We start from the raw sequence: 15,664 nt of genomic DNA, 5'->3' as shown, positions 1-15,664 counted from the left end.
GCTGCGTCAACGTCAAGAGTGCAGGTCGAGCTCAACCACCGCAGAACGAGCTCGACCACCGCAGATCGAGCCTGTCGAGATCGTGGTTTCGACAGGCTCAACCACCGCAGAACGAGCTCGACCACCGCGGATCGAGCCTGTCGAGATCGTGGTTTCGACAGGCTCAACCACCGCAGAACGAGCTCGTCGAGCTCACGTCTCGGCAGGCTCGACGAGCAGGAGGTCCACGAGCTCGGCCGGGCTCTGCACGACGGCGACCGCACCTGCCTCCTCGACCTCGCCCGGGTCCGCGTACCCCCACGCGACGGCGACGGTCGGGATGCCGTGGGTCTTGGCCCCGTTCACGTCGTGCTCCCGGTCGCCGACCATGACGATCTCCGTGACGTCGGGGGCGAGGCCACGCTCGGCGAGCGAGGCGAGCGCGTGCGCGATCACGTCGGCCTTGGCGCTGCGGGGCCCGCCGTCGTCGTCGGCCCCGAACACCCCGTCCACGCCGCCGACGAAGTGGCGTGCGAGGCCGAAGTGCTCCGCGATCTCCCGGGCGAAGCGCTGCGGCTTGGACGTCGCGACGGCCATCGGGATCCCCGCCGCGCCCAGCCGGTCGAGCGCATCGTCGATCCCGTCGAACACGGAGTTCCCGCCGAGCATCCCGTGCTCGCGGAAGTGGCGGCGGTAGGCCGTGATCACCTCGTCCGCGCGGTCGTCGGGCACACCCTGCTCGGCGAGGCTCACCAGCAGGGGCGGACCGACCATCGCACGCAGCCCGGCGTCGTCGGGCGACGGGAGGCCGACCTCCTCGAACGCCGCACGCATCGAGCCGGTGATGCCCGGGGCGGAGTCGGTCAGGGTGCCGTCGAGGTCGAGGAGCACGAGGGCCGGACGCTGGTCTGGAAGGTTCACCCGATCGATTATCCATCCGGGCCCGGGCGTCCCGACCGATCCCGCGCGCACACGGGGCGCGCTCGCGCTAGGTTGCGACCGTCGGCATCCTGCGGAAAGGCACCACCATGAGCACCGAATCCCTCAGCGCGCACAGCTTCGACGTCGCGCGACGCGTCTGGGCCACGGCCCTCGTGCGCGGCGTGCTGTTCCTCGTCGTGGGTCTCGTCATGTACTTCTGGCCGTCCGTGGGCAACTCGCTCGTCCAGTGGCTCCTGGTCGCGCTCTTCGCCCTGCAGGCCGTGATCCTGTTCATCGAGGCCGCACGGATGCGCCCCTCCGACACCGACGGGTCGAACTGGCGGTACGTGCTCGGTGGCGTCGCCGCCGCCGTGGCCCTCGCGACGGCGATCTGGCCCGAGTCGACGTTCACGATCGTCCTGCGCCTCGTGGCGATCTGGGCGCTCGTCGCCGGTGTGATCGGGGTCGTCTCCGCCGCCCGCGGCGCCCGGGCCGGGCGCCCGCAGTGGGACATGGAGCTGACGGTCGGCCTGATGTGGTCGCTGTTCGGCATCATGGTGCTGGTCAAGCCGCTCGACGACATCCAGACCGTCACGCTGGCGCTCTCCGTCTTCCTGTCGTTCTCCGGCCTGCTGCTGACCGTCTCCGGCTTCGCGCTCGCGCGGCAGAGCAAGTCTGCGCCGGCTGCCGCGACGGCTGGCGGCCACGAGCCGATTGGCGACGGCTCGACGCTTGAGCAGGCGCCGGAGCACGACGCCTGAGATCGCTCACGTGCGGGGCCGACGCGGGGCCCGGAGATCAGCCCAGGTCTGATCGAGCGAGAATCTCCTGAGCACGGTCCAGTGCCTCGTCGATCGCCGCTCGGTGCGCCGTCAGCTCGTCCTCGTAGCGTTCGACGACCGGTAGCTGTGCTCTCGACACCTCGACGACGGCTCGGTGAACAAAGTCCACCTCGTCCTTGCAGTGGACCACCCGCAGGGCGAGCTCGATCTGCTCGGCGGAGATTTGGCTCGGGTCCGCGCCCTCGACCGAGAGACCGTCCGGCTCCAGCCCCTCGTCTCGCAGACAACGATGCAGGTCGTCGACCGCGTCGTCGTAGGGCGCCGACTGCTCCACCGCCAGCGACGCGTCGGCGATGGGCACCGTCCATGCCTCGCCTCGGTAGAACTGGGCCGAGTCCACCGCCCGGAACTCGGCGGAGTCCCGACATTCCGCGAGAACGTTCTCAGCGTCCGGGGACGGGTCGATCAGACCCCAGTCTCGGGCCTGACCTGTCGCACCGGTGTCCGCCACGTCCACGGGGCTCTCCGTCGTCACTCCGTTCGCCCGAAGATCCGCGTCCGACATCGGCGCGACGAATCCGAACCTCTCCACCAGCGACGACGTCCAGACGCCGTACAGGGTCGACCCCTCGTACTCGGGCACGTACCGCGACTCCCAGGCGAGAAACTCGACGCCTCGTTCGCGGGCGCAGGTCTCGAGGACGACGGAGCCCGCCGAGCCGAGCACTGCCTCTTCCTGGGCCGTGACGCCGAACCGGTCCACCGGGAAGGTGATCGAACCGGTCTCACGATCAAGCGTGTACGTCCCTCGGACGTCCTCGACCGGAGCGAGTTTCGGATCTTCGGCGGCCGCCGAACAGCCGCCGCAGGCGGCCGACACGACGACGAGCCAGGCCATCGGCCTGATCCAGCGCGAGCGATCTGGCATCGGCATTTCTCACCCATCAAAGAATGCGTCGTTCGTCAGGTTCGTGTCGACGCTGACAACGGGGTGTCTGCGCGCGCCGCCCGGAGCGGACTGACGACCGAAGATCCTGCCGCGCCGCGTCCGTCACGCTAGTCGCGTCGGACGACGTCGACATCCCCCGGGCGGGGGAAGTGTCGGGGACCGCCGTGTTCGTCCCACGGGCAGGCCGACGCCGGCATGGAGTGACTAGGCGTCGCGCTCCGCGACACCGGCGGCCAGGTGCTCGCGGGTGAACGCCAGCGACTCGGCGACGTCGGCGATGCGCGCCTCGTCCGTCTTGCACTTGCGCGTCGCGATCTCGATCACGACGTCGCCCGTCCAGCTCTCGCGCGCCAGGCGTCGCAGCACGTCAGCACAGGGCTGGGTGCCACGCCCGGGCACGAGGTGCTCGTCCATCACCGCGCCCGTCCCGTCCGCCATGTGCACGTGCCGCAGTCGGTCACCGAACTCGTCGACCAGGTCCATGGCGTTCTGGTGCGCGACGGCGCTGTGCGAGAGGTCCAGGGTGACGGCGTCGTACCCGTGCTCGGAGGGGTCCCACCCCGGCAGGTACGCGACGAGCTCGCGCTTGCCGCCACGCCAGGGGTACATGTTCTCGACGGCGAGCGTCACGTCGGTCAACTGGTTGAGCTCGGCCACCTGCTCCTCGAACCCCCGCGCGTACTTGCGCTGCCACCGGAACGGCGGGTGCACCACGACGACGCCGGCGCCGAGCTCGACGGCCATGTCGACGGTCCGGGTCAGCTTGGGTGCCGGGGACCCGCCCCAGACCCGTTGGCTGACGAGCAGCGTCGGCGCGTGGATCGAGCGGATCGGCATGTCGTGCTTCTCGGAGAGTCGTTCGAGCTTGAGCGCGTCCTGCGTCGTCTCGTCGCCCCAGACCATCACCTCGACCCCGTCGTACCCGAGGTCTGCTGCGACCTCGAAGGCCCGGGTGGTGCGCCACGGGTACACCGATGTCGTCGACAGCGTCACATGCGGTCGGTCGGTGTCTTGGTCCATACCAATCACCCTAGTCGGGTCGGCGACCACTCACCGCCGTGTCGGGCTCGTGACCCATGGAAGTGCCGTGAAGGTTGGCGGTCAGTCCGCACGGACGGCGATGGCGGGGCTGATCCTGCCCGCGCGCACCGCGGGGTAGGTGGCCGACACGACACCGATCGCACCGCCCAGGGCGGGCCCGACGGCGACCATCCAGACGGGCGTCAACGCGGACCACCCGTTGATGGCGGCAGCTCCGACCACCAGGACGAGTGCCAGGGCGCCGCCCGCGAGTCCGCCCAGCACCCCGACGACGGCACCTTCGCCGAGAAACACCAGTGCGACGTCGCGCCTGGAGGCTCCGAGCGCGCGGCGCAGCCCGATCTCGCCCGTCCGCGCCACGACGGACGCGACCATCGAGGACGCGATGAGCAGGGCGGTGAGGACGGCCAGGAACGCACCGATACCGGCCGCGAGCCGGCCGAGCTGGGTCGAGACGCCGTCTCGAAGGGAGTCGAGCGACTGCACCTGGGAGGCCTCGAGGCGTTCGGGGGCATCGGGTCGGATCGCCTCGCGGAGCACGTGCCCGACGGCGACCCCTGCGCCGGGAGCCGTCCGGACGAGCATGGTGGCGTCCGCGTCCGAGCCGCGCATCGACAGCGCACGCTGGTACGGGATGACGACGATCGCCGCCCCCGGAGCCATGACCGCATCCTCGCCGAGGGTCGCCCCGCGGCTCGCGGGCCCCGCGGCTGCCCCGCTGCCGGCGAGGAACCCGACGACGGCGTAGCGCTGCCCGTCGATCCACACCTGGTAGCCCGTCGGGTCCTCCGTCATGGGCACACCGAGCTGATCAGCGGCCGCGCTCCCCAGGAACACCACGGGCTCGTCGCCCCGGAGCAACCATGCCCGCTCGTCCGGAACGTCCAGACGTGCTGCGTCCAGGTATCCGGGCATCGCGCCACGGATGACGAGACCAGATCGCTCGTCGGGTACGTCGTCCGTCCGCGTCACGTCGACTCCCGGCAGTCCGGTGACCGTGAGCTGACGACCGGCGGCATCGACAAGATCTATTGCCATCGCTCGAGCCTCGGCGTCGTCGGGGAACACGGTGGTCGGCGCGGTTCCGACGGCAGGACGATCGGGTCCGTCGATGAAGCCCTCGACCGGCTCGCCGTCCTCACCGGTGGGCACCGGTGCCGGCTCGGCCGGGGCGTCCTCCTGATCGGCCCCGCCTGGCCGCACGCCGACCGAGATCTCGTCCAGGGTGGTCGCTGCGATGTCAGCACCGATCTGCTGCGCCGCGGTCTGGGACACGCCGACCGAGGCGATGAGCGCACCCGTACTGAGCGCGACAGCAGCCAGGACGAGCATTGTCCGCCCACGCCGGACCGACAGCTCGATCAGCACGTCGGAGATCAGGTCGCGCAGCACCTCAGCACGCGCCAGGCCCTGCTCCGGGTTTCGTCCGCGGCGCGGCACCTTGGGCATCCGCCTCACTGTGGCATCGCCTCCGTGAACTGTCCGTCCTGGAGGATCACCGACCGGTCGGCCCACGCGGCGACGCGGTCATCGTGCGTAATGACGACGACGGCGACGCCGTCTCTCGCCTGCTCATCGAAGAGGTCGCGCACCACCTGTGAGTTCACGCCGTCGAGATTTCCGGTCGGCTCGTCCGCGAGGATCACCGCGGGGCTCGTCAGGATGGCGCGGGCGATCGCGAGGCGCTGCTTCTCTCCACCCGACAGCAACCGGCCTGCGGCGTCTCGACGGTGGCTGAGGCCGACTCGCGCGAGGCTATCGGCGATCCGGGGCGGTCGTTCTGCCCTCGGCACCCGCGACGTCGCGAGCTTCACAGTGAGGTTCTCCGCCACAGTGCGTTGACCGAGGACGTGGGCGTCCTGAAAGACAAATCCGAGCGCCCGACGTCGCAGGTGGTCCCGACGTCGCTCGTCCAGCCCGACCGTCTCCTCGCCCAGCAGACGGTAGGAGCCCGACGTCGGCTCATCGAGTAGTCCCAGCGCGTTCAGCAGCGTGGACTTGCCAGCCCCGGAGCGGCCGACTATCGCGACTCGCTCCCCCGGCTCCACGTCCAGGTCGACACCGCGCAGTGCCTCGACCCCGCCCGGGTAGGTGCGGGTCAGCGCCCGCGCCCGGAGTGCCGTCACGAAACCCCGCCCAGCAGCAGCCGGTCGCCGACGGCGACCTCGTCGTCGACGAGCACATACCCGTCGGCAATCAACCGCGCGGTGATGTCAACGCGCTCCGACCCCTCGGGCCCGCCGTCCACGAGGACGCACTGCCCCACGGAGTCCTCACGGACCGCGACGAGCGGGACGGCGGTGCCCTCCTGCCCGGAGTCCGGAATCGGGACGCGAGCGATCACCTGATCACCATCCCCGAAAGGCACGTCATCTGGGTCGTTGAACTCAAGGGTGACGTCATATCCCGGCAGGTCATGCTCGTCGTCGGCACCCGCGAAGTCACCCACGGAGACCACCGTGGCTGGCCGGAGGAGGTCCTGTGCTGTCGTCGCCACCACGTCGAGCACCTCACCCTCGACGAACGCGTCTGCGTCTGCGACACCGACCCGGACGACGGCGCTCGCCGAGCCGGTGCGCAGGGTCGCCACCGACGGTTGGGTCTCACCGATCCGTGTTCCCACCGACTGCACCGCGACGATCAGCGCACCATCGGCCGGAATCCGCACGGTCTCAGCACGCGGCAGCGGTGTGTCGGCGTCGAACCGTGCTTCCCCCAGCGCCGTCCGCAGATCGGTCGTGTCCGCCTGCGACTCGCCAGCGTCCGCACCGCCCGCATCCTCCGGCATGCCCTCAACCGGAGCCGGATTCTGGGCTGTCGCGGACTGGGCAGACTCCAGTGCGCGTTCGGCTTCCTCGACAGCGGCTTGGGCTTCCTCCGACGCGGCGGGTGCTTCAACCCCAGCCTGCTCGTAAAGAGCACGCACTGCCGCTGATGTCTTGCCCCCGTAGTTCCCATCGACGCGCCCCGTGTACACCCCGAGTCGCTTGAGCGTGGTCTGCAACGCCTCAACGTCGGTCCCCGTGTCGCCAGGTGCGAGATCCCGATACAGGTCGAACGGGAGGTCGAGTGCCACGAGTGGCCTGCCAGAGACCTCGGCTAGCGGTTCGCCTGGTTCGACGGTGTCGCCCGCTGAGGCGAGCTCCCGCGTCACGACGACGACGTCGCTACCTCCCGTCGTCGGGACGACCTCTCGCGCATCCCCCACCGACGCTGTCCCCGCAGCCTCAACCGGCTCTGCGGCGAACGTCCGGTGCTCGACCTCAACAGTCGCCGTCGCTGTCGCGTCAGCATTGCCCAGTGCCGTGTCCCACGGAGAACGCACCAACAGTCCCGCCCCAAAGGAACACGCCGCGACGACGACGGCGACGACCACCCATACCGCGAGCCAGCGATGGCGGCCCGCGGTATCGGTGGAATCCAGTTCAGTGTCGGTCACTGTTGCGCCTCATACTCCGCGAGGACCTGGTCTGCCTCCGCCAGCGGCACTTCAGCTTCAGCGGATCGTAAGAGACCCGCACTGATGTCACCGAGCTCGGAACTCCACGGCCCGCCAGAGTAGAACTGCGCGCTGTCGAGCGCCATCACCTCGGGGGAAGCCTGGCAGTCATCAACAACCTCGCGATCAGCATCAGTCCACGCCGCACGAACCGAACCCTCCGGGCTCGACGACGACGGGGGTTCGACCGGTTCGCCATCGACCATGACGCCATTCGCGGCCAGGTCCGGCGCAGGCGACGGGGGAGCGAAAGCGAATCGCTCGGCGGCATCCTTGGTCCACACACCGAACACCGTCGAGTACAGGTACTCGTCAGCATCTGTCATAGAGACGGCATACGGCACTCCCGCGGACTCTGCGCACGTAGCGATGAGTGCATCCTTGGCATCGTCGAGCCGATACATCTCGACTTCGGAGAGGCGATAGCGGTCTTCAGGGACGACGATTGCCCCTGTCTCACGATCCAGTTCTGCTGAGACATCGACTGAAGGCGACTCAACGTCCGGAGCATCACCAGCACCGCTTGAGCAACCTGCGACTCCAGCCAGAAAGACGCTCGTGCACGCGATGACGAACCTGGTCGGTATCGTGAAAGAACCAGGGTTCATCGGCTGCACGCAGTGAAGCGCCAGGAACTCACCCGGTCTCGCCATGGCTCACCAGGTCGGTCACCCGCCCCGTTCGCCAAGTTCGCGTCACGGTTCATGTCGTTGTGAAAGTTCGCGCTCTTGAGTACGAAGTACGAACCGAAGCTGTCCGTTTGATCGTAGAATCTGGTGTACTCACAGGATCCTCCATTTGCAGCCGCCGAGTCCGCTCTATTCGACATCCCGCTGAAGTACCCGTAGTTCGCATAGCCGACATCACGGGACCCGTTGTAACTTGTCCCTGTCCAAAGGCATGCGTACCCCGATGGGCAGGGCGACCAGTACGCCTGAGCACCGACAACCCCAACGGTCAGCCCGGAGAGTGCCAGACTCAACGTCAGAACACTGCGTAGCAGTATCTTCATCATGTCTCCCTTGAGTTCTTTCGCGGACCGCGAGAGGACCACTGCGGTAAACCATCTCAATGTGACACAAAGAGCACATCCCCCTCAGGGGGGATGGCGCATATTGCTGAAGTGTCGAGAGCCTGACTACCGCACACCCCATCCCGTCGGGCTTCACTGACGCGCACCGTCCGTCACGTACCCGAATACCCGACACACCAATCCGGACCGATCGGAGACGTTGAACTTCCGCAACAGTGCCCCCGCATGGGTCTTCACGGTTTCAGGTGAGACGACGAGCCGTTGCGCGACAACACTGGGCGGGAAACCACGAAGGAGCAGGTCGAGAACGTCCGCTTCTCGGAGCGCGATCCTCGGAAGACCGTCGGGCCCGGGCCTGACCAGCAAGTTCCCCGTAGGGGGCCACAGTTGCAAGCCGCCGCGGACACCCTCGAGCACCTCGTCGAGTGACCAGGGATGTGCGTCGACAGACACCACGGAGAATCCGGCGCCAGCGGCACGCACCTCCTGACCGGTGCGGTCCACAATGACGAGGATCGCAGGCAGCCGACAGATCCGCGCACACCGCCGCACCATGTCCAGATTCGCGACAAGTGCAGGTGCAATGAGGGCGTCGCCCGCATCCGTCGTCAATCCACAAACCTCGTCGGGATGGATTCGCACCTGAGCCATCGCTGTCACGGCCATATCCTGAAAACAGCACTCCACCCAGGCATTCAGGCTCCGGAGGGTTGGTAGTCGTTCACCCCCGCAGCGGCAGACTGACCTCAGCGTCCCCGCCGTCGACGACCCGCACCGGCACACCCCAGTCCTGCTGGGCCAGGTGGCAGGCAGGGAACTCGACGGCGGGGTCGTCGTCGCAGGAGGCCGCCTGGGCGGTCACGTGCAGCACGCCCTCGCCGACGGCGGGGTCCAGCCGCAGGTCGCGCGACAGGTCGGCGTCGTCGCCGCCGCCGTCGAGCAGCAGCTCGGCCGGGCTCGCGGAGACCCGCAGCCGGGTGGACGGCCCGAACCTGTCGTCGAGCTTCTGCCCCGGCGCAGGGACGAACGGCACGTCGATCCGAACGCTCGCGGCCACCTCGGTGACCGGGCGCTGGGTGCGGTGCGCCCCCGCGTCCAGCACCTCGCCGGCCGTCGCGGCGGGCAGCGGGATCCGGGTCAGCCGGTGGGCCGCAGACTCGACGACGAGCAGCTCGACACGCGCGTCGTCCGCGAGCACCGCCGTGTCCGGCGCCCCGGCGGCCCACACCTCGCCGTCGACCAGCACGACGACGTCGCTCGGCTCGGCCAGGTCGGTGGCGAGGGTCGTGACCTCGCCCGGGCCGCCGTCGGACGGCGTAAACCGGCGCAACGCGCCGTTGTAGGTGTCGGCGACGACGACCGACCCGTCCGGCAGGACCGTCAGCCCCAGGGGGTGCTGCAGGAGTGCCTGGCCGGCGGCGCCGTCACGGTGGCCGAAGTCGAACAGCCCCTGCCCGACGGCGGTGCTCACCGTCCCCTCCGGGGTTCCCTCGACGGCCTCGACCCGCCGCAGTGCGGAGGTCTCGGCGTCCGCGACCCAGAGCGCCGCGTCGGTGCCGACGGCGAGCCCCGACGGCTGGGCGAACCAGGCGTCGGCGAGGCGCCCGTCGAGCAGGCCCTCGTTCATGGTCCCGCCGACGTGGGCGAGGCGGTCGCGCCCGAACGCCCACAGGGTGTGGTTGCCTGCATCGGCCACAAGGAACGCCCCCATCGCCGGGAACCACTCGACGTCCCACGGTGAGGAGAGGCGGATCGACCGCGCTCCGTAGGCGTCGTCGAGGTCCACCACCTCGCTGCGGCCGGTGACGTTGTCGCTCGCACCGACCATGAACTGCTCGCCGGTCCCGGCCACGGTGGTGACCGTGCCGGTCGTGAGGTTCACCCCACGCAACGCGTGGTTCACGGTGTCGGCCACGACCACGTCGTAGCCCGTCCGAGCACGCAGGTCGGCCGGAACCAGGCAGAGCCCGTTCGGCTCGCTGAACCGGGCGACGTCGGACGCCCCGTCGACGAGGCCGCGATCGCCGGAACCGATCCGCCGGACCAGCGTCTCGCCGTCGGGCGCCATCTCCGCGAGGCTGTGGTGCCCGGCGTCGGCCACCAGGAGATTGCCGTTGGGGAGACCGAGCACCTTGGCGGGGAACCGCAGCGTGCCCGACGTCGGAGCGGGGGCGACGTACGGGCCGTCGCCACGGTGGAGAGTCCCCTTTTCCTCGTGCTCCGCGACCAGCTCGGCGACCAGCGCCTCGAGCGCGCTCGCGTGCCCCTCGCCCGCCATCTGCCAGACGATGTACCCCTCGGGGTCGACGACGACGAGGGTCGGCCAGGCCTTCGCGGCGTAGGCCGACCAGGTGGTGAGCTCCGGGTCGTCCAGCACCGGGTGGTGGACCTCGTACCGCTCGACCGCGGCCGCGAGCGCCTCCGGGTCCGCCTCGTGGACGAACTTCGGGGAGTGCACGCCGATGATGACGAGCTCGTCCGCGAACCGCGCCTCGAGGTCCCGCAGCTCGTCGAGGACGTGCAGGCAGTTAATGCAGCAGAACGTCCAGAAGTCGAGGACGACGATCTTTCCGCGCAGGTCCGCGAGTGTGACGTCCTGACCACCGGTGTTCAACCAGCCGCGGCCGACGAGTTCAGAGGCACGGACACGAGGGAGTCGAGATGCGGTAGCCACCTAGACATTCTGCGGCATCGCGTGGAGGAAATCGACGCACGAGACCCCGCGACGCTGCAACGTCCGGGGCATGGCCGGGAGGTACCCCGCCATGCACGATCCCAAGTTTCACCACCACAACGGTCGAGTGGCCGACGACTGCGACCACGCCCTGTTCGGGATCAACGACGACCTGCGCTTCTTGTGCCTCGTCTTCAACGCCACGGCGCCGATCCCCGAGTGCGAGATGCCCCGCGTCGGCAGCCTCGGCGTGATGTCCAGGGAGGTTGTTGAGCCTGCTGCTGGGTGTGCCGCCGGTTGCGGAGTGGGTTCGGTGGTGATTGTAGAAGTGGAGCCAGTGGGGTAGGGCGTTGTCGCGTTGGTCGTTGGAGTCTTAGAAGCGGGCGTAGGCCCAGGTGTCGGCCAGGGTGCGGTGAAGGCGTTCGATCTTGCGGGCGATGGGTGCCCGCAACCTGGTGATCGAGCTCGACGGCGCCCACGCGACCGCGGCGGCGCAGGGTCGGCGCAACGCCCCCGAGCTGGAGGCCGCCCTGAATGAGGCGCGGGACGAGTCCAAGGTGCTGGGTGCGGCGTGGCTCGCCCTGGCGGCCAAGGATGGAACACGACGAGCGTTCAGCCGCGTAAGCCTGCTGGCACGGCGACCGGGGGCCGGTTCGACACCGGTGCCGGTGGTGCGACTTTCACGCACCTGGGGCCCACGACCGTGCAGGCGCGCGAGGTCCGCGAGGCGGTGGAGGCCGCCGACCATGCCCGGGCCGTGGAGGTTGCGGCCGCGCGGCCGCGTCGTCCTCCTGCCCTCCCGGGGCCGTTCGACGGTGCGTGGGGGAACGTGGAGTCGATGCCCGGATCTCGCACCCCGTCGGGTCCGGCGACCAGTGTCGCGGAGCTGGCGCCGGGGATCGAGCGCGTCCATGCCGGCCAGGCGGAGTTCGTGCACCTGTCCGTGGAGCGGAACTCTCAGGTGGGTGCGGCCCATCGCAGCACGGACGGCTGGTATCCAGCCGGGCCGGGGGTGGGTGCGGTGAAGGTCGCGTTCCCGTTCGAGTTCGCTGCTGATCGGCGGGCCTCGAGCATGGCGGGAGTGCCCGGTGGTCGTGACGTGTTCGCGACGTCGGACGCCGAGGTGGCGGCGATACGCAGTGAGTGTGTCGAGCAGATGGGCGGGGCCCGCGACTGAGCGCCCGGGTGCGGGTTCGGCCCGTTCGACGAGGAGCGCGCGGGGGATATGACGAGGGCGGCAGGGCTGGCCGTTGCCAACCCCGCCGCCCGTGATCGTGCTGGCCCTACCGTGACGAGTTGACCGTCTGCGAGCTCATACTCGAACTGCGTGCGATCAATGCCCACACGGTCCCGAACAGCGAACCGCCTGCGTATCCTGCGAACGCCCAGGCTGCTGCCAGCCCGTCGCTGCCCCAGAACATCGCCACCAAGAGCGCGATGCCCAGCACGGACTGCGTCACGATGACCAGCGCGTTGCCGCGTTCGCCACGACCGTACGGCCCAACGGGTGCCACCCGAGTCAGCGTGAACCCGGTCAGGGAGAGCGCTGCGGCGACTGCGATCGTGGCTATCACCGGCAGTACTCTCCAGCTTCCTTACCCGAGTAGGGCTGAGGGACGAAGTTCGCGACATGCGCGTAGGTCACGAGCTTCCCGCATTTGCCCGAGGCGTAGTAGACACCGAACGTGCCCGCATAGACCTGGAGCAGTCGACCAACGACCTGGGTGGGGATCGTCGGGAACCACGCCGTGACGGTCCCGGTGAACGCTGCACCGGCCGCGAAGAGCTTGGTTTCCGTGCGGTTGAAGTAGAGCGTGGTGTTCCACCACGTCCTGGTGCCCTTCGGGTCGGCCGTGATCGGGTAGGCGGACCCTTCGCCGTGGACGACGTGCTGGACGAGCGAGTTCCCCTCGGCGGTGTACCAGGTCTCGACGTCGCTGCCGTTGGCGTCCTTGGCCCAGGGGGCGTCGAACTGTCCGACGCTCATCCGTGCGCCTTCGGCGACCCCGGCGACAAGCTCGACCGAGCCGTCCTCGAGCACGATCGGGAAGACGTCCGATGCGAAGTCGTAGGTGTACGTCTGGGGTGCGTCGGGTCCTTCGAGGACGGTCTGGAGTCGCACCCCGCCGTCGTCGAGTGCTTGGACGGCTGCGTGCGCGTCGGCACCGTTGTCCTCGTAGACGATCGACCCGTCGTCGGCAACAGTTCCCGTGTCGACTGTGACTTCGTCGGGCAGCGAGACTTCGATGCCTCGGGCACCTTCTTGGCCGAAGACGACCGGGTCGCTGGGGTCGAGCGACACCGAGACCTCGTTGGCGGCTTCGTCGCCTACGGTGGTGAACGACACTGCTTCACCGAAGGACGATGTTGGTGCGATGACGGTGTCGTTTCCGGGTGTTGCCTCGTCGATCACCTGAGCGATCTGGTCGGCCGTGTGGTCGCTCCCGGGTGCTGCGACTGAGGCAGCTGGCAGTAGCACCAGCAGTGGCACGCTCAACGTGGCGGTCCACGCCACGATTCCTTTTCGGGTCACTGATGTTCTCCACTGCATCTGTATGTGGTTGGCACTCACCAACCGAGAGCAGAGTAATAAGAGGGTTCGTTACCGTAAGGTTGACGCGCCGTTCTTCAAACGAGTATTTCGGAAGGCACCGGCGCCTGTTCGGCTGGCGGCCGTGACGTCAGGCTGCGGCGCGTATTGGGCGTCCGGCCGCGACCTCTCCCACGAGGTCGACGTACTGCGCGAGCGTCCGCGCCCGCAAGCGGTCACGAGGTGAACGCCATGCCCGGCAGCGGGTCACCGGCGCTGTGCAGCACCCCGGCCTCGGAGCATTCGATGGCGTGCTCCCACATGGTGGCGTGGTCGCCCAGCCCCCACTCGCCCGAGAAGTCGTACCGGGTCGGGTCGGGCATGGATTCCAGGGGCAGGCCGCGGTCGGTGTACAGCCACGTGCGCAGCGTCGCGAGCCAGGGGTACATCACTTCGTCGACGTCGAGGCCCACGCGCAGTCGTCTCGTCGATCCGATGCTGCCAGAGGCCCCCGACACGGCTCAGAGCAGGTCATGATGCACCCGCGAGATGTAGGCGCCCATGTGCGGGACCGTGAAGGCCAGCTCAGCGCGAGCGGGCGCGTAGATCAGACCCTTGGCGATCAGCGCTTTGCGGCGGACGCTGAGGTCGCTGGGGCGGCTCTTGCCGAGCCGTTCGACGACGTCGGTGATTGTGGAGCGCCCGTCGCCGTCCTGGGCCATCGCGGCCATCATCGTCTGCTCGGCGCGGGTGGCCCGCTCCCAGCGGGCACGGAAGAAGCCGCGGTCCAGAGCGTCGGTACCGTGGCTGGCGGCGAGGTCTGCGTCGTCTGAGGTGATCGTGTCCCCCGACGCCAGCTCCCAGGCGTGGTGCCCGAACTCCTGGATGAAGTAGGGGTAGCGGCCCGAAGCGGTCACGAGCGAGTCCACCGCACCGGGTGCGAACTCGACGTCGCGGTCCTGGACCGGGTCGGTGAACGCCAACCGTGCGTCGCTGTCCTTGAGGCGGTCGATCTCGCGGTAGTCGAACTGGCGCTCGGCGTATGAGCGCGCCTCAGAGAGGGTCGCCGGCACGTTCGGCAGGCCCGCGCCGAAGACGTAGAAGTGCCGACCGTCCTGGGATGCGGCGTGCTGGGCGCTGAGCAAGGACGCGAGGGTCGTGGGGTCCAGGTCCTGGATCTCGTCGACGAACACGACGAACCCGACGTGCTCCTCGGCCAGGGCGGTCGTGGCGTCTTCGACGAGCTCGAGCAGGTCGATGTCGAGATCGTTGCTGTCAGCCCGGCCCCTCGACGGCTTGAGGTCCACCCCGAAGCTCACGCCGGCGACCCCGGCCGTCAGCGAGAAGGCGGTGATCGTCTCCAGCATCCGGGTGAACGCCGAGCCGACCTTGTCGCGGCGTGAGCGCAGTTTGCGGGCGCTGACGATCAGGTCGCGGGCCAGTGCCCGCCGTGCCATCTGGGCCGCGTTCTCGTCGCGCTGGGCTTCGAGGGAGACGGTCAGCCACCCTGCGGCGACGAAGCTGTCCCGGATCTCCTTGAGCAGCACGGTCTTGCCCACCCCGCGCAGGCCCCACAGCATCTGCGACCGGGCTGGCTTGTTGTTCGCTGCTGCGCGGCGGATGAGTGCCGTGGCAGCGGCGATCTCGCTGTCGCGACCGACCAGGGCGGCAGGCCGAGCACCGGAGCCGGGGGTGAAGGGGTTCAGCGCGGAGTCCATGAATAAGAACCTATCAGCCCGTGTAAAGAATCTTTTATCGGCGCTGATCGTTCCTTATCGTGCCACCAGCAGGGGTGCTCGGCGCATGCTCGAGGGCGGGCCCTGACCATCGGCCAGCTCAAGCACATGTACGTGAACCTGCTCCTGCCAGTCGACAAGACCGCCGTCGCGAAGAGCCTCAACCTGACCGCCCCGGTCCTCAAGTCCTGGATGGCCACTTACGTGCGAGTCCGGAACATCTGCGCGCATCACGGTCGGCTGTGGAACGTCGGACTTGGGGTCTATCCAAGAATCCCAAGCTCTTCCACCATTCCCTGGTCGGACCCATCGACAGCTCTGCCGCACGAGTCACGAAAACGGCTCTACCCAGCTCTCGTCTCCTTGCAGTCTGTGCTCACCACCGTCTCGGCACGAAGCAGTTGGGCTGAGCGGCTCCGAGAACTCGTGGATACCCGCCCACCAATGAACCTCCGAGGAATGGGATTCCCCGATAGGTGGTCGGATGACCCGCTCTGGGCAAAGCGCAGCCGGTAGCAGT

At 68.7% G+C, this 15,664-nt stretch carries 17 protein-coding genes and 1 pseudogene; 3 read left to right on the top strand and 15 right to left on the bottom strand.

Annotated features, from left to right (window positions below; translation table 11 throughout):
• Positions 1-192 precede the first annotated feature (192 nt).
• Positions 193-900 (bottom strand): HAD hydrolase-like protein, encoded by a 708-nt coding sequence (locus Q343_RS0101730; RefSeq protein WP_029251867.1) that lies wholly within the window; start codon positions 898-900, stop codon positions 193-195.
• A 107-nt stretch (positions 901-1,007) separates the two neighbouring features.
• Between Q343_RS0101730 and Q343_RS0101725 the strand changes: the two genes are divergently transcribed.
• Entirely contained in the window at positions 1,008-1,661 is a 654-nt protein-coding gene (locus Q343_RS0101725) for an HdeD family acid-resistance protein (RefSeq protein WP_029251866.1), read from the top strand.
• Between the two features lie 37 nt (positions 1,662-1,698).
• On the opposite strand, the gene Q343_RS0101720 is transcribed toward Q343_RS0101725, so the two are convergent.
• The 10 genes and pseudogenes from Q343_RS0101720 to Q343_RS15730 form a co-directional block, all read right to left on the bottom strand.
• Positions 1,699-2,610, bottom strand: a complete 912-nt coding sequence (locus Q343_RS0101720; protein ID WP_155990595.1) for a hypothetical protein — start codon at positions 2,608-2,610, stop codon at positions 1,699-1,701.
• Between the two features lie 225 nt (positions 2,611-2,835).
• On the bottom strand, positions 2,836-3,651 hold the full coding sequence (locus tag Q343_RS0101715) for a sugar phosphate isomerase/epimerase family protein (protein ID WP_029251864.1): 816 nt from the start codon (positions 3,649-3,651) through the stop codon (positions 2,836-2,838).
• Positions 3,652-3,732: 81 nt separating this feature from the next.
• Positions 3,733-5,121 carry an ABC transporter permease gene (locus tag Q343_RS0101710; protein WP_052366766.1) on the bottom strand — a complete coding sequence of 463 codons (1,389 nt, stop codon included), beginning with the start codon at positions 5,119-5,121 and terminating at the stop codon, positions 3,733-3,735.
• A gap of 5 nt (positions 5,122-5,126) precedes the next feature.
• Positions 5,127-5,798, bottom strand: a complete 672-nt coding sequence (locus Q343_RS0101705; RefSeq protein ID WP_029251862.1) for an ABC transporter ATP-binding protein — start codon at positions 5,796-5,798, stop codon at positions 5,127-5,129.
• The gene (locus tag Q343_RS14770; protein WP_081829557.1) at positions 5,795-7,111 is read right to left on the bottom strand and encodes a peptidoglycan-binding domain-containing protein; all 1,317 of its coding nucleotides are present in this window, start codon (positions 7,109-7,111) and stop codon (positions 5,795-5,797) included. Before Q343_RS14770 ends, Q343_RS0101705 begins: the two co-directional genes overlap by 4 nt.
• Positions 7,108-7,788: a hypothetical protein gene (locus Q343_RS15260; protein WP_162175454.1), complete on the bottom strand. Its 681-nt coding sequence runs from the start codon at positions 7,786-7,788 to the stop codon at positions 7,108-7,110. Before Q343_RS15260 ends, Q343_RS14770 begins: the two co-directional genes overlap by 4 nt.
• Positions 7,776-8,183, bottom strand: a complete 408-nt coding sequence (locus Q343_RS15735) for a peptidase inhibitor family I36 protein (protein WP_428829340.1) — start codon at positions 8,181-8,183, stop codon at positions 7,776-7,778. Before Q343_RS15735 ends, Q343_RS15260 begins: the two co-directional genes overlap by 13 nt.
• Before the next feature lie 153 nt (positions 8,184-8,336).
• On the bottom strand, positions 8,337-8,855 hold the full coding sequence (locus Q343_RS14355; protein WP_248616749.1) for a helix-turn-helix transcriptional regulator: 519 nt from the start codon (positions 8,853-8,855) through the stop codon (positions 8,337-8,339).
• Between the two features lie 70 nt (positions 8,856-8,925).
• Entirely contained in the window at positions 8,926-10,878 is a 1,953-nt protein-coding gene (locus Q343_RS0101685) for a thioredoxin-like domain-containing protein (RefSeq protein ID WP_029251858.1), read from the bottom strand.
• Between the two features lie 250 nt (positions 10,879-11,128).
• Positions 11,129-11,308, bottom strand: a pseudogene (locus Q343_RS15730) (integrase core domain-containing protein); the annotation flags it as partial.
• 141 nt (positions 11,309-11,449) lie between these two features.
• Here Q343_RS15730 and Q343_RS0101670 point away from each other — a divergent pair.
• Positions 11,450-12,055, top strand: a complete 606-nt coding sequence (locus tag Q343_RS0101670) for a DUF7007 domain-containing protein (protein ID WP_155990592.1) — start codon at positions 11,450-11,452, stop codon at positions 12,053-12,055.
• A 106-nt stretch (positions 12,056-12,161) separates the two neighbouring features.
• Here the strand turns inward: Q343_RS0101670 and Q343_RS0101665 are convergent, their stop codons facing one another.
• From Q343_RS0101665 to Q343_RS0101650, 4 genes are all read right to left on the bottom strand, one after another.
• Complete coding sequence (locus Q343_RS0101665) at positions 12,162-12,452, bottom strand: hypothetical protein (protein ID WP_029251856.1); 291 nt, start codon at positions 12,450-12,452, stop codon at positions 12,162-12,164.
• The gene (locus Q343_RS14345) at positions 12,449-13,180 is read right to left on the bottom strand and encodes a hypothetical protein (RefSeq protein WP_155990591.1); all 732 of its coding nucleotides are present in this window, start codon (positions 13,178-13,180) and stop codon (positions 12,449-12,451) included. Before Q343_RS14345 ends, Q343_RS0101665 begins: the two co-directional genes overlap by 4 nt.
• 464 nt (positions 13,181-13,644) lie before the next feature.
• The gene (locus tag Q343_RS0101655) at positions 13,645-13,881 is read right to left on the bottom strand and encodes a hypothetical protein (RefSeq protein ID WP_029251854.1); all 237 of its coding nucleotides are present in this window, start codon (positions 13,879-13,881) and stop codon (positions 13,645-13,647) included.
• 48 nt (positions 13,882-13,929) lie between these two features.
• Positions 13,930-15,126 carry an ATP-binding protein gene (locus Q343_RS0101650; protein ID WP_029251853.1) on the bottom strand — a complete coding sequence of 399 codons (1,197 nt, stop codon included), beginning with the start codon at positions 15,124-15,126 and terminating at the stop codon, positions 13,930-13,932.
• 12 nt (positions 15,127-15,138) lie between these two features.
• Between Q343_RS0101650 and Q343_RS15725 the strand changes: the two genes are divergently transcribed.
• On the top strand, positions 15,139-15,660 hold the full coding sequence (locus Q343_RS15725) for an Abi family protein (protein ID WP_428829339.1): 522 nt from the start codon (positions 15,139-15,141) through the stop codon (positions 15,658-15,660).
• The last annotated feature ends 4 nt before the right edge of the window (positions 15,661-15,664 follow it).

This window comes from Paraoerskovia marina DSM 21750, from assembly GCF_000701465.1.
GTDB lineage: Bacteria > Actinomycetota > Actinomycetes > Actinomycetales > Cellulomonadaceae > Paraoerskovia > Paraoerskovia marina.
The sequence above is the reverse complement of the archived record's forward strand: the minus strand, read 5'-3'. Positions and strand labels throughout refer to the sequence as shown.

Coding starts and splice junctions, on each gene's coding strand:
- Q343_RS0101715 (WP_029251864.1), bottom strand. CDS start 3,651: ATGGACCAAGACACCGACCGACCGCATGTGACGCTGTCGACGACATCG.
- Q343_RS0101710 (WP_052366766.1), bottom strand. CDS start 5,121: ATGCCCAAGGTGCCGCGCCGCGGACGAAACCCGGAGCAGGGCCTGGCG.
- Q343_RS0101720 (WP_155990595.1), bottom strand. CDS start 2,610: ATGCCAGATCGCTCGCGCTGGATCAGGCCGATGGCCTGGCTCGTCGTC.
- Q343_RS0101650 (WP_029251853.1), bottom strand. CDS start 15,126: ATGGACTCCGCGCTGAACCCCTTCACCCCCGGCTCCGGTGCTCGGCCT.
- Q343_RS14355 (WP_248616749.1), bottom strand. CDS start 8,855: ATGGCTCAGGTGCGAATCCATCCCGACGAGGTTTGTGGATTGACGACG.
- Q343_RS15735 (WP_428829340.1), bottom strand. CDS start 8,183: ATGAAGATACTGCTACGCAGTGTTCTGACGTTGAGTCTGGCACTCTCC.
- Q343_RS0101725 (WP_029251866.1), top strand. CDS start 1,008: ATGAGCACCGAATCCCTCAGCGCGCACAGCTTCGACGTCGCGCGACGC.